This is a genomic window from Gordonia sp. NPDC003424 (genome assembly GCF_053588655.1).
The window spans coordinates 26228-40126 of sequence record NZ_JBSFQJ010000017.1; the positions used below are offsets into that span (position 1 = coordinate 26228).

A 13899-nucleotide genomic window follows, 5' to 3' on the forward strand; every position below is an offset into this window, starting at 1 on the left:
GCGTATGGCCGATGACCCGCCGGATCAACAGTCGACGCGGCCCCGCGTCCGCTGGCTGGGCCACGCCAGCGTCGCCCTCACCGATCGCGGGACAACGGTGCTGACCGACCCGATCCTGACCGCGCGGGTCGCTCACCTGCGACGGCGACGCGGCGGAGTCCCGACCGATCCGGAGGTGTTCACACCGGACGTCGTCATCTTGTCCCATCTGCACGCCGACCACACCCACCTACCGTCGTTGCGGCGACTCCGCGGCGACTTCCCCATCGTGGTGCCACGTCGTGCACCCGACGTCTTCCCGGCATTGCGACGCATGGGTGCGCGGCTGATCGAGGTCCGCGCGGGAGACGAGGTGCCGATCGCCGACGTGGCCATCCGCGCGGTGCCCGCCGACCATGACGGGCGACGATGGCGGCGGGGACCGGAGGAGACCGCCGCGCTCGGATACGTGGTGACAGGAGATGCGACCACGTACTTCGCCGGGGACACCGACCTGTATGCCGATCTCGACGACTGGGTGCACCAGCCCGATCTGGCGCTGCTACCGGTCGGCGGCTGGGGTCCGACGCTGGGCGTCGGCCACATGGACCCGACGCGGGCGGCGGTGGCAGCCGAGCGCATCCAGGCGCGGCGTGCGGTGCCGATCCACTTCGGGACCCTATGGCCGCTGGGGATGGATACCGTCCGCCGCGAGTTGTTCGATGCGCCCGGCGGAGAGTTCGTGCGGCTCGCGGCCGAGCGTGATGTCGACGCCGTCGAGCTGGAGCCCGGGGAGAGCCTGTAGTCAGCCGAAGATCGGCGGGAGTGCAAACAGCACGATCGCACCCCACACGACGTGCGTGCAGATGGGCGCGAGGACACCGTCGGTGCAGCGGCGCAACACCGCGCACACTGCGCCGAGGATGACCGCGGCGAAGCCCAGCATCGGGTTGCCGCTGGCCAGCGTCGCCGCGGTGTACAGGGCCGTGGAGACGACGATGGGCCAGTGGCGTTGCACCGCCGAGTACACGGCTCCGCGGAAGAAGATCTCTTCGGCCAGCCCGTTACCGAGGGTGATCAGCGTGACGGCCAGCAGACTGTCCTGGCCGCGCAGCGCCAAGACATCCGTGACGAGATCGCTCAATACGGGGATCTCGCGGGTGATCAGCGCCCCGACGACGAAGGCGGCACCGACCGCCAGCCCGAAGACGAGACCGAGCGCCGTCGCTCCACCCGTGCTGCGTTCGGACCCGAAACCGAAGTGGCCGAGCCGGATCGGCCCGGACAGGAATCCGCCGACAATCCACGTCACACCCAGCGCGACGGTCAGCGGATAAAACGACGCGTCGCCGGGCTCCGACGACAGCGAGAACCCGAGGATGACCGCGCCCACGACGAGGAAGACGGCAACGACGATGCGTCGTCGGCGAAGACCGCCCGGGCTGTCGACGGTGGTGTCGGGCGCCTGGGCGGTGACGTCGTGCAAGATCTGCGGTGCGGTGATCATCCCGTCAGCATCGATACCACGCTTCGCATGGGTCGTGTTGCCACCTCGACCACGGTGCCGGCCCTCCGACGTAGTCGCATGAGGTCCCCGCCCGCCCATTCCGGGTCGGTGTCGGCGAGGTGGTGAAGGTCGCCGAGCGCGTCGACCGCGCGCGGTGCGGGAGTGTGCACCGCGCGGTGAACCGCCTCACGCATCGAGGTCAGTCCGCCGGGCGGGTCGGGCACCAGATCCCGGATCGCGTGCTCCGATGCATGCATCGGGTGATCCAGTGACGTGACGAGGTCAGCGGTCAGCGACGTCGGAACCGGCACGAGCAGACCGGCGACACGACCGGCGATCCGCGCACTGACGTGGGGAATCCGTATCCGCAGGCGGGGCTGACGCACGGCGTGCAGGTACTCCGACAGGACGGTCCGATACCGGGCACCTTCGTCGGGGCCGGCGATGTCGTAGGAACCGGCGGGCACGGCCTGATCGGCCACCGCGACCAGATAGTGCACGACGTCGCGCACCGAGATCGGGTCCATGGGGTTATCCGCCCAGTCGGGTTCCGGGATGACCGCGAGCCGGTCGGCGACATAGCGGATGATCTCGAACGACGTCGACCCGGCGCCCAGGATCGCTGCGGCTCGCAGCCAGACCAACTCCGGACCTCCCTCGATGTCGAGGGCGTCGCCCACTGCGGCCCGGGACCGTAGATGCGCCGAGAGCCCCTGCCGGTCGCCTTCGGGGACGAACCCTCCGAGGTAGACGATCCGCTTGACGCCGGCAGAATCCGCGGCCCGCGCGACAGCCTGTGCTGCCCGGGCATCGGCCTCGTCGAAGTCGGAACGGCCGATGCCGTGGACGAGGTAGTACAGCACGTCGACCGGTCCCGCGCCGTGTACCGCATCGGAGACGGAGGCGGCGTCGTCGACATCCATCTCGGCCGTGGTCACGGTGTCCGACCACGGGAAGCGTTGCACCGACACCGGATTGTGGCTGGTGACCACCAGTTCGTGACCGGCCGCCAGAAGAGCACACACCAATCGGGATCCGACATAACCGGTTGCGCCGGTGACCAAAGCTCGCATACTGCGACGGTAGGACCGAATCACGCTGTGCGGCAGGCGCGACGGGCATGCAGCAATGCAACCGCAACGGCGATCACGGAGTGGTAACGGCGGCGGTTGCTAGTCGTCAGTGTGGCGATGCCGCAGTCGCGGCAGATGCCGGTCGCGCTCGTCGTTGACCCACGCGTAGTAGAACCCGATGAGTATGCCACCGCCGATGGCATTGCCCAGCAACACGATTCCCAGATTGCCGAGAGCGAGAGGCACGTCGATCCCGTGCTGGAAGCCGACGACCAGGAAGAGCACCGTGTTGGCGACCGAATGCTCGAAATCGAGGTAGGCGAACACGAACACCGCGGTGATCATCGAGAACACCTTCGCCATGTCCTCTTGCAGATAACCGTTGTACACCAACAGCATTGCCAGGTTGATCATGAAATTACAGAGGATCGCGCGGACAAGGAGATCGAGCCAGCCCGAGAAACCGTGGCTCAGGTAGCCCAGTTTGACATCCACCGAGTGCTCCATCGCCCTGAGCACGCTCTCGTTGATGATGGTGCTGCCCTTCAGCAAGAGCGCGATGAACAGCCCGCCGAGGAAGTTGCCGAGATAGCAGAATCCGAGGATGCGGATCACCAGCATGGGTGTGACGCGGCGGTAGTAGGCGCCGATCGACACGATCATCATCGTCGACGTCAGCAGTTCGGACTTCGAGTAGTAGATGAACACCAGCGCCCAGCCGAACGCGGCGGCGCCGATCAGTTTGCCGACGGGGTGCCACTGTTCCGGGGTGATGCCCATGCCGTCGAAGGCGGCCACGATCGTGTAGTTGATGACGTAGAACAACGCGATGATGACGCCGGCCATCGCCGCCCGCTGGATGTACCGGCGCCGCAGGTGGCCGGTCATCTTCTTCTTCGACTCGAGGACATCGAGAGTCGTGCTGATGAAGAACTTGCCCGGGAATAGCTTGTTCACATCGAACTCGGTACCCGCCATGTGTCAACGGTCCCACAGCGCGGTGCTCTGAGCAGCGGTTCCGGCGGGAATGCCGCCTCGGTAGGGTGGCAGCCATGCCCAAGGTGCTGATCACGGTCGACGAGTTGGCCGAGGCGTTACTCTCCGATCATCCGCCGGTTGTGCTCGACGTGCGCTGGAGGCTCGGCGACAACCGTGGTCACGAGCGGTACCGCGAGGGGCACATTCCCGGTGCCGTCTATGTCGACCTCGACACCGAACTCGCCGCCGCGCCGTCGGCCGAGCGGGGACGCCATCCGCTTCCCGACGCCGCCCTGCTGCAGGCATCGGCGAGCCGGTGGGGTATCGACGACACGTCGCGCGTCGTCGTCTACGACGACATCGGCAACCTCGCCTCGGCCCGCGCGTGGTGGTTGCTGCGGTGGGCGGGTCTGGTCGACGTGACGTTGCTCGACGGTGGGCTCGGCGCCTGGCAGTCCGCGGGATTCCGGCTGTCGCGCGGCGACACCACGCCACGTACCGGATCCGTCACGCTTCGTCCCGGCGCACTGCCGGTCGCCGAGATCGACGAGGTCGCGGCGACCGGCACGCTCGTGTTGGATGCGCGCGCGCCGGAACGGTTCCGCGGGGAGGTCGAGCCCGTCGATCCGCGCGCCGGGCACATCCCGGGTGCGGTCAGCGCGCCGACGGCCGCGAACCTGGGCGATGATCAGCGGTTTCTCCCGAAAGATATTCTTCGCGAAAGATTTTCGACCCTTGGTGTCCGCGAGGGCGAGGCGGTGATCACGTACTGCGGGTCCGGGGTGAACGCTGCTCACCAGATCGCGGCACTGGAAATAGCCGGATTCGGTGGTGCCACACTGTTTCCCGGCTCGTGGTCGCAGTGGTCGTCGGACCCGGAACGCGCGGCGGCGACGGGGGAGTGAGCTGAACCGTGCCGGCGGCGGAGGGGACCGTGCTCGGACCCTTCGCGCCTCATGCAGAGGCCGTCACCGCGGCGATCGCCTCCAGGAACGCATCGACTTCGTCCGGGGTGGTGGCGAAGCTGCACATCCACCGCACCAGATTCGGGCTGCCCGGCCAGCTGTGGAAGGCGGCATGCTTGCGTAACCGGTCGGCGACTCCGTCCGGGAGTTCGGCGAAGACGGCGTTGGCATCGGTCGGCTGGGCGAAATCGATACCCTTCATCGCGCCGAATGTCAGCCCGGCCTCGATGCCGGATCGGAGGCGCTGCGCCATGGCATTGGCGTGGGCCGCATTTCGTCGGTACAGGTCGCCCTCGAGCAGCGCCAGCAGCTGTGCGGAGATGAAGCGCATCTTCGACGACAACTGCATGTCGAACTTGCGGAGGTAGGACAGCCCCTGTGCCGCATCGGGATTGAGCACGATCACGGCCTCGGCGGCCAATGCGCCGTTCTTGGTGCCGCCGAAGCTGAGGATGTCGACGCCGACGTCGCGGGTGCAGGTCTGCAGTGGTAGATCAAGCGCCGCAGCGGCATTGGCGATCCTCGAGCCGTCCATGTGCACCGTCATGTCCAGCGCATGCGCGTGCTCGCAGACCGCGGCCAACTCCTCCGGCGTGTAGACGGTCCCGAATTCGGTGGTCTGCGTGATGGATACGACCGCCGGCTGTGATCGGTGCTCGTCGCCCCAACCCCACGCCTCACGGTCGATGAGTTCCGGCGTCAGCTTCCCGTCCGGTGTGTGTACACCAAGCATCTTGATGCCGGCGACCTTTTCCGGTGCACCGCCCTCGTCGGTGTTGATGTGCGCGACCGCGGATGTGATGACGGCACCCCACCGCGGAAGCATGGATTGCAGCGCAACCACATTGGCACCCGTCCCGTTGAACACCGGGAACGCCTGGGCCTCGTCGCCGAAGTGCTGTACGACCACCTCGCGGAGGCGTTCGGTGGTGCTGTCTCCGCCGTACGCCGGTTGATACCCGGCGTTGGCCGCGGTGATCGCAGAAAGCACCTCGGCGTGGATTCCGGCGTGATTGTCCGAGCTGAAGTCCAAGGTGGTCGGCGTCATGATCATCCAGCGTAGCCGCGATCAACCGGTGACAATGCCGGCGACCAGGTTGATGGTCGTCGCCAGGATGACCGCGCCGAAGAGATACGAGAGCAGACAGTGTCGCAACGCGACCGCGCGGATCTCGGGGTCGGAGACACTGGTATCCGATACCTGGTAGGTCATGCCGAGGTTGTAACTGAAGTAGAAGAAGTCGCGAAACGTCGGTGGATCAGACGAATTGAAGTCGATGCCGCCAGGTTCTGCGTCGTCGAAGAAGTGGTAGGCGTAACGCACCGCGTACATCAGGTGCAGACTGCCCCAAGCGGCGAACACCCCCGCGAGAGCGAGCGCCGCCGGTAGCCATCCGGCCCGCGAGCCGCCCTCGATGAGCAGCGCGACGATGCCGCCGAGAGCGGCAAGGGCGGCGATCACCACGATCAGTTCGTCGGTGCGCGGCTCGTAGCCTTCTCGCCGCGCTCGTTCGCGGGTCTCGTCACTGTCCATCGGCCACAGGCCGGTCCAGCCCAAGGCGAGGAACGTCCCTCCGGTGACGACGATGCCGGAGAGCACCCCGAGTCCTGTGTCGGTGGCTACGCTGCCGACGATCGCCCCGACGATGCTGCCCACGACCAGTGCGAGGAGCGCTCGGGCTGGTGCGGTGTGAGGCATGATTCGCATGGGGCCATTGTGCGACGGTCGGCGCCGCATGCGCGAGTGCCTCGCCACCGGGTTGGTGGCGAGGTGCTACGCGAGATCGATTCTGTTGACGGCCCACCCGGAGGCGATGAGGCGGGGGACGCGTCGGCGTTCCTCGGGGTGTCCGGGCGGTCCGGTCGGGGTTTTGGGTTCACTTGTGCCGGAACGATTCTGGGGTGATCTGCGCCGGTCTGGGTGGCGGCGGTGGCGGGCGAACGCTTCGGCCACCTCCCTGGTGCGATCCACCCGGACCCGCGGACGACCTTTACCTTTCCCGCGTTTGGTGTTACGCGTCCAGGCGGGCCGTCCGGCATCGGGTCCGTCGGTGATGATGTGGGTCGACCACTGGCCGGGTTTGTCGCCGACCATCCGGTTGTGGGTCGGGCAGGCCGCGGCCAGATCCTGGATGTCGGTGAGCCCGCCGTCGGCCCAGTCTTGTTCGGCGTGGTGGGCTTCGGTGTGGGTGAACGGCTGACTACAACCCGGGCAGGTACAGGTGGCGCCGTCGCGGGCCAGCAGCATCATCCGCTGGGCCTGACTGGCGAACCGATTGGCCCGCCCCAGATACAACGGTTGGGCAGTGTGGTCGGCAAACACCGCCAAATGCTGGTGGGCTTCGGCCGCCAACTCGATCACATCGGCGATCGGCAGGAGAGCCCCACCCGCGGTGGTGCCCACCCCGGCGCGTTCGCGCAGTTCGGTTTCGCTGATGGTGATGATCAGATGTGGCGGCAGCCCGCGGTGACTCTTGCCCAACAGCCCGCCGTCGGCGACCGCCTGCAGCAGGGCGTGCAGGGCGTCGTGGTTACGTTGCCCGGGAGTGCGGAGGTCCCGCTCGGCCGCCTGCTTGAGGGCCTCGGGATCGGCGTCGTCCTTGCTGCCCTTGGGTGATGCGTCGTCGTCGGGGTGGTTCATCCCCGGCGCGGCCCACGCGTCGAGCACCACATCCAACAGGGCGCGGGTGACCGGATCCAACTGCCCTTCCAGGGTGCTCATCAACTGTGCGTCCTGCTTGGACAGGTGCAGGCTGCGTCGGCGGGCCCGATCGTTATCGTCGGTCAGGGCGCCGTCGGGGTCGAGGTGGGCCAGCAGGCGGGCACCGAGGGTGGTCAACTCTTTCGGCGTGTGTACGCGGGCGTAGTCGGCCATCAACTCTTCGGCCGCGGCTCGTTGCTCGGCATCAATGGTGGTGGGGAGTTTGTCGAGCACGGTGATCACCGTGACCGCGTGATCGACACCGATCGCGCCCTCGGCGTAGGCCTCGGCCAGGGTCGGGCATGGTGGGTCGAGCTTCTCCCCGCTCAGCGAGTGCAGGGCCAGCAGTGCCGCCATCTGCTTGCGGCGTCGGCCGGGGTCGGTGATCCGCAACCGGTCCACCATGAAATCGCTGAGGGACCGGTAGCCTTCCTCGGCGACGATGTTGCGGTCCGAACACTCCAGCACCCGCTGCAACCCGTAGAAACTCATCCGCCGCGCGGAGCGTTCATGGGTTTCGGCGACTGCCACGATGTCGTCGGCGGAGGCCGGGGTGGCATCGACGGCGGCGATCCGATCGAGCAGGTCGTCGAGCTCCCGGTAGAGCCCGACAATATCGCTGTCGCTGGTTGCGGTGTCGCTGGTCATCGAGCCCCTCCCCAAGTAAGTCACTCGAACTGATGTTCGAAAGTCTACCGGAGATGAGAGCGCCCGGCAAGGGTTGATTCGGACCAGAATGGCACTTCGTCGCTCGCCGATCGCCTCGACCAACCGTTGTCAGGTCTGTCCCATCAAGACGCCGGGATTGAGGATTCCGGCGGGGTCAAGCGCACCCTTGGCTGCACGCAATGCCGCGGCGAACGGGTCTGGGCGTTGTGTGTCGTACCACGGGCGATGGTCCCGTCCGACGGCATGATGATGGGTGATGGTTCCGCCGTTGGCGGAGATCTCCTCGGACACAGCGGATTTGATCTCGTCCCACTGCGCGACCGTGGAGCCCCAGCGACCTGGCGCATAGATGCTGTAGTACGGGGCAGGCCCGTCGGGATAGACGTGCGTGAACCGGCACGTGACGACGCCGGCCCCGCAGATCTGTTGCACGGCCTCATTGGCGGCTGACGTGACCGCGGCATGGAGCGGGTCGAAACCGCTCCACGTGCAGGCGGTTTCGAAGGTCTCGACGATCATGCTGCGTCGCGCCAGGGCGTCACGTTGATAGGGCATGCGGAGAAACGCCGATCGCCAGGCAGCCGAGGAATCGGCAGTCTGCTCATCCCTGCCCCGCCGCGACAGCACGCGACCGTGGTTTTCGAGGGCGATCTCCACTGCCCGCTCGATCCATGCGTCGACCGGATGATCGGCCGATTCGAACGCCACGATGAGCATGCCACCGGGGGAGTCGGCGGCCGCGTTGATGAAGGCTTCGGCCGGATCGAGCAGACGGCAATTGGACGGGTAGAGGCCGGCCTGTGCGATGGCCCGCGTGGCGGTCACCGCGTGCGGGTACGAGTCGAATCCGATCGACACCGTCGTCCCGAATCGTGGCCGTTCCTGCAGCCGCATCCACGCCTCGGTGATGACTCCCAGCGTGCCCTCGGACCCGAGGAACAGGCGATCGGGCGACGGGCCGGCACCGCTGCCGGGGAGGCGCCGGGACTCGCTGATCCCCGCCGGGGTCACCACGCGGATGGACTCGGTGAGGTCGTCGATATGGGTGTACAACGTGGCGAAGTGTCCGCCCGCCCGGGTGGCGAGCCAGCCGCCGAGGGTGGAGAACTCGAAGGATTGCGGGAAGTGCCGCAGGGTCAGCCCGGCCGGCCGCAGCTGGTTCTCGAGGTGCGGGCCGAGCGCGCCCGCCTGAATGCGGGCAGCGCGGCTGACCCGGTCGATCTCCACAACCCGATCGAGGCGTTCGAGGTCGAGGGTGATGGCCGGCTCGTCGAAGCGCGGTTCGACACCGCCCACCACGGAACTCCCGCCCCCGTACGGGATACAGGCGATGCCCGTCTCGGCGCAGAACTCGAGGATGTCGACGATGTCGTGTTCGGTGGTCGGCCTCGCGACGAGGTCGGGCACATGGGACACGTCGCCGTGCAGATTGCGGACCACGTCGCGAAATGCCTTGCCGCGGGCGTGTGAGAGTCGATCGATGACGTCGTCGGAGAACACGGTGGCCAGCGTCGCCGGCGGTGACACCCGGGGTGCGGGCACCGCGAGTCCGTGTGGATCGGGCGGTGGGTGATCGGTGAAATCGTGGTCGGGCATCAACTCCGCCACCCTGCGCACGAGGGACTCGACTTCGGTGGACGTGAGTGCACTCTCGTCGGTGCCCCAGCCCCACCAGCTGCGTGACGGCATCGTCGTCGCCTTCCGTCGCGGTACATCGTCAAGATGCCACGGTCACCGGCCGGCCGGGGTAGAAACGAATGATGACCGACACCGCCGTCATCGAGATCAGTCGTGCCCACAATCCGTTCGGCCAGGACGGCATCATCCGGGACGACGCCGGAGTTCCGCATTACGCAGACATCCCGGAGTCCCTCATCGATGTGCTGCGGCGGCGGGTCGACACCCAGTCGGGTGACGAGGCGGTGGTCGAACTCGGTGGGCGACGGCTCACGTACGACGAACTGTGGGCTGCGGCAACGCGCGTGGCCGGCGGGCTGCGCGCCGACGGCGTGCGTCACGGTGATCGCGTCGCCATCCGATACGCCGCCGGCGTCGACTGGGCCCTTGCGTTCTGGGGCATCCTGCTCGCGGGCGGCGTGGTGGTGGCGGTCAACACGCGCATGGCCGAACCCGAGGTGGCCTTCGTCCTCGACGACGCGGGGGTCACTGTCGATCTCGCCCCCGGCACCCCGCTGCCCGACGGTGATCCGTATGTGATCACCGGGATTCAGGCGAGTGACGTGGCAGCGTTCTTCTACACGTCGGGCACCACCGGACGGCCCAAGGGCGTTCCGACGACACACGAGGCGTTTGTCACCAACGCCGAGAACATGATTCGATGCCTCGGCATACCGCGGGACGCTGGAACCGCGATGCGGACACTGATCTCGGTGCCGCTGTTCCATGTGACCGGATGCAACTCGCAGTTCCTGGTGGCCGCGTACGTAGGTGGAACATCGGTGATCATGCCGGTGCTCGATGTCGCTTCGCTACCGGAAGTCCTTGTCGCCGAACGCATCGGATTCATGGTGACCGTTCCCGCCGTGTACTCACTACTGCTGCGAAATCCCGCCTTTGCCGACGCCGACGTGTCGGGCGTGCGGTCCGTCGGTTACGGGGGCGCGCCCATCGCTCCGTCGCTGGTACTCCAAATCAAGGAAGCATTCGTTCAGGCGACGGTGATGAACGGCTACGGCATGACCGAATCCGCCTCTCTCATCACGGTTCTCCCCGACGCGGATGCGGTCGACCATGCCGACTCGGTCGGCTACGCGGTGCCGTCGGTGGACATCGGCGTCGTCCCGATCTCCGACGACCCGACGATCGGAGAACTCGTGGTGCGTGGCGGAAACATCACCACCGGATACTGGGACCGGCCGGACGCCAACGCCACCACCATCGTCGACGGATGGCTCCACACCGGGGATGTCGTCCGGGCTGACGGCGCCGGCCGCGTACACATCGTGGACCGCATCAAGGACATCATCAATCGCGGCGGCGAGAACATCTCCAGCATCGAGGTGGAGGCGGTGTTGCTCTCCGCGCCCGGTGTGGTCGACGCCGCGGTGGTCCCGGTGCCCGACGACGTGATGGGAGAAAAGGTCGGGGCCATACTGGTTTCCGACGGCGATGACCTCGATGTCGACGCCGTTCTCGAGCATTGCCGGGCAGTGCTCGCCGACTTCAAGATCCCGCAGTTCGTCGTGACCTCGTCGGAACCGTTGCCGCGCAACGCCGGCGGGAAGCTGTTGAAGAACACCATCCGCGATCAGATCAGCTGGGGCGATCCGTTGCGCTGATCGTCGGCGATTCCGCCTTCACCGGAAACGCGATGCGCACCACGGCCTTCCGGATCTCTTCCACCCACAACACGGATGTCGCCACCGACACCGCGAACAGCCATTCGGTCGCCGTCATCGTCGTCGTGTCGAAAAGGTCCTGCAGGAAGCCGACATTCACCACCGCGACGTGCAGCACGATCACTCCGGCTATGGCGATCCAGATGGTGCCGTTGGTGAACGTCTGCAACGAGAACACGGAGCGGCGATCAGACCGGACGTTGAGCAGGTTGAACACCTGGTAGAAGACGAAGGTCGTGAACGCAAGCGTCGTGACGAACAGCGGATCCTGGGCGTCGTCCGGGAAGAGGTCGTCGCCGAACACGAGAACCAGGATGGTGCCGATCGCCATGACGATCCCGAGGGTGAGGATGCGCAGTATTCGGTTGCGGTTGAGAAGCTTTTCCGCCGGCGACCGCGGTTTCTGTTGCATGACATCGGGTTCGGTCGGATCGACGCCCAGCGCCAGGGCCGGCGGCCCGTCCATGATGATGTTGACCCACAGGATCTGGAGCGCGGTGAATGGTGCGCCGCCGGCGATGCCGAATACTCCGGCGGTGAGGAAGATCAGCACGAAACCCCATGCGGTGGTGAGCTGGAACTTCACGAACTTGATGATGTTGGCGTAGATACCCCGGCCGTCGCGAATCGCGGCAACGATGGTCGCGAAGTTGTCGTCGGTGAGGATCATCTTCGCTGCACCCTTGGAGACGTCGGTGCCGGTGATGCCCATTGCGATGCCGATGTCCGCCTGCTTGAGAGCCGGGGCGTCGTTGACCCCGTCGCCGGTCATGGCGACCACATCACCGGCCTTCTGCAGCGCCTCGACGTAGCGGATCTTGTGTTCCGGCGCCACCCGCGCCAACACGCCGAATCCCTCCCCACGAGAAACCAGTTCGTCGTCATCGATCTGGTCGAGGCCGGAACCGGCGATCGATTCACCCTCGATGCCGAGGTCATGGGCAATGGCCGACGCGGTCGTGAGGTGATCACCGGTGATCATGTGGACACCGATCCCCGCGGCATGGGCGACCTTGATCGCCTCCCGTGCTTCGGGGCGTGGCGGATCGAGAATGCCGACGACCGCATAGACCACGAGATCGTCCACTGCCGCGAATAACTCATGTGGATCGTCGGGCAGTGTGTCGAGTGTGGTACCAGCCATCATCAAGGTCCGGAGGCCCTGCTGGGCAAGCGCATCCACTGCGGCGCGAATGTGGTCGCGATCGGCGTCGGAGAGCGGTCGGTCGCCGTCGGCGTCACGGAGCCGGTTGGCGCGTGCGAGCAACACCCCGGGTGCTCCCTTTGCGTAGCACCGAATTCGGTCCCCCTCCGCAGGGGAGGTGGTCTCATGGAAGGTGGCCATGAACTTGTAGTCGGAGTCGAAGGGCACCTCGGCGAGGCGGGGATGACTCTGCCGCGCGCCGGAAACGTCGATGCCGCCTTTCTCGGCGAGCACGACGAGTGCGCCCTCGGTGGGATCGCCGACCAGCACGCCGTCGTTCACCGACGCGTCATTGCACAGCGACATCGCGAGATACGCACGGCGGAAGTCGGGGAGTGGTTGTTCATTGTCGGTGAGGATGTGGCCGTCGGTGGCGTAACCCTCGCCGGTGACGCGGAAGCTCTGCCCGCCGGCGAGCAGGCGCCGCACCGTCATCTCGTTGAGGGTGAGGGTTCCGGTCTTGTCGGTGGCGATCTGCGTTGTACTGCCAAGGGTCTCGACGGCGGCAAGCTGCTTGATGATGGCACCGCGCTTGGCCAGGCGGGAGGCGCCGAGGGCCAGGGTGAATGCGACGACCGCGGTCAGCCCCTCGGGGATGGTGGCGACGGCCAGCGATACCGCGGTGAGCAGAAGGTCCGACCACGACTCGCCGCGCGCGATGCCCAGGATGAACACGATGATGACGACGACTATGGCGATGATCGTCAGCATGGTGGCCAGTTGATCGATTCGGCGCTGAAGCGGTGTCTGGTCGGTGCCGGCGGCGCCGAGTAGACCGGCAATGGTGCCGATCTGCGTGTTCATGCCGGTACCGGTCACCACTATGGTCGCGCGGCCGCGGGTGATCTCGGTGTTCATGTAGAGCATGTTGGTGCGGTCGCCGACCGGGAGGTCCGGGTCGTCGAGTGCTTCGGTGCCCTTGTCGACCGGCTGCGATTCGCCGGTGAGCGCCGATTCGGCAACCTGCAATCGGGCAGCGTCCACCACACGGCCGTCGGCCGGCACCGCGTCGCCGGCCTCGAGGAGGACGATGTCGCCGGGGACCAGTTCGGTTCGCTCCACCTCCTGCTCGCGCCCGTCGCGGCGGACCCGGGAATGCGCGACAGACATGTTGCGCAGCGCGTTCAGGCTCTCCTCGGCCCTCGATTCCTGGACATAGTTGAGGACGGTGTTGAGGGTGATCACCAGCAGGATGACCACTGGCGTCTCCCACTCGTGCGAGACCGCGGCGCTCACCGCTGCCGCGACGATGAGCACGATCGTCATCTTGTCGGCCAGCAGACGCAGGATCTTGCGCCACGCGGGTTCACCGGCCTCCTCGCGCAGCCGGTTCTCGCCGGAGTCCGCCCGCCGTTGCGTGACCTCGGCGGAAGAGAGGCCCCGGGTGATGTCGACGTCAAGGTCGGAAACGACAGCTGCGGGACTGGAGGTATGAAAGGCGGGACGTTCTGTCTGGGTCACGGA

The 13899-nt window shown here is 66.6% G+C and carries 11 protein-coding genes; 3 read left to right on the forward strand and 8 right to left on the reverse strand.

All coding sequences use genetic code 11. From position 1 onward, the window contains the following. Positions 1-4 precede the first annotated feature (4 nt). Entirely contained in the window at positions 5-784 is a 780-nt protein-coding gene (locus ACWDTI_RS20980) for an MBL fold metallo-hydrolase (RefSeq protein ID WP_449740058.1), read from the forward strand. Here ACWDTI_RS20980 and ACWDTI_RS20985 read toward each other — a convergent pair whose 3' ends face one another. From ACWDTI_RS20985 to ACWDTI_RS20995, 3 genes are all read right to left on the reverse strand, one after another. Beyond that, complete coding sequence (locus tag ACWDTI_RS20985; protein WP_449740059.1) at positions 785-1486, reverse strand: CPBP family intramembrane glutamic endopeptidase; 702 nt, start codon at positions 1484-1486, stop codon at positions 785-787. It abuts the gene before it with no gap. Beyond that, positions 1483-2559, reverse strand: a complete 1077-nt coding sequence (locus tag ACWDTI_RS20990) for an NAD(P)H-binding protein (protein ID WP_449740060.1) — start codon at positions 2557-2559, stop codon at positions 1483-1485. The genes ACWDTI_RS20985 and ACWDTI_RS20990 overlap by 4 nt, the downstream gene beginning before the upstream one ends. A 99-nt stretch (positions 2560-2658) precedes the next feature. Next, positions 2659-3537, reverse strand: a complete 879-nt coding sequence (locus ACWDTI_RS20995; protein WP_449740061.1) for a formate/nitrite transporter family protein — start codon at positions 3535-3537, stop codon at positions 2659-2661. A 74-nt stretch (positions 3538-3611) separates the two neighbouring features. Between ACWDTI_RS20995 and ACWDTI_RS21000 the strand changes: the two genes are divergently transcribed. Then, a complete protein-coding gene (locus ACWDTI_RS21000) occupies positions 3612-4442 on the forward strand; it encodes a sulfurtransferase (RefSeq protein ID WP_449740062.1) in 831 nt (276 codons plus the stop codon). Between the two features lie 49 nt (positions 4443-4491). Here ACWDTI_RS21000 and ACWDTI_RS21005 read toward each other — a convergent pair whose 3' ends face one another. From ACWDTI_RS21005 to ACWDTI_RS21020, 4 genes are all read right to left on the reverse strand, one after another. Beyond that, positions 4492-5550 (reverse strand): threonine aldolase family protein, encoded by a 1059-nt coding sequence (locus ACWDTI_RS21005; protein ID WP_449740063.1) that lies wholly within the window; start codon positions 5548-5550, stop codon positions 4492-4494. A 21-nt stretch (positions 5551-5571) separates the two neighbouring features. Beyond that, a complete protein-coding gene (locus ACWDTI_RS21010; RefSeq protein ID WP_449740064.1) occupies positions 5572-6210 on the reverse strand; it encodes a DUF1345 domain-containing protein in 639 nt (212 codons plus the stop codon). A 66-nt stretch (positions 6211-6276) separates the two neighbouring features. Next, complete coding sequence (locus tag ACWDTI_RS21015) at positions 6277-7851, reverse strand: DUF222 domain-containing protein (RefSeq protein ID WP_449740065.1); 1575 nt, start codon at positions 7849-7851, stop codon at positions 6277-6279. Positions 7852-7980: 129 nt separating this feature from the next. After that, on the reverse strand, positions 7981-9561 hold the full coding sequence (locus tag ACWDTI_RS21020; protein WP_449740066.1) for an FAD-binding oxidoreductase: 1581 nt from the start codon (positions 9559-9561) through the stop codon (positions 7981-7983). A gap of 71 nt (positions 9562-9632) precedes the next feature. On the opposite strand from ACWDTI_RS21020, the gene ACWDTI_RS21025 reads away from it, so the two are divergent. Further along, a complete protein-coding gene (locus ACWDTI_RS21025; RefSeq protein ID WP_449740067.1) occupies positions 9633-11171 on the forward strand; it encodes a class I adenylate-forming enzyme family protein in 1539 nt (512 codons plus the stop codon). Here the strand turns inward: ACWDTI_RS21025 and ACWDTI_RS21030 are convergent. Next, positions 11146-13896 (reverse strand): cation-translocating P-type ATPase, encoded by a 2751-nt coding sequence (locus ACWDTI_RS21030; RefSeq protein WP_449740068.1) that lies wholly within the window; start codon positions 13894-13896, stop codon positions 11146-11148. The genes ACWDTI_RS21025 and ACWDTI_RS21030 overlap by 26 nt on opposite strands. Between the last annotated feature and the right edge of the window lie 3 nt (positions 13897-13899).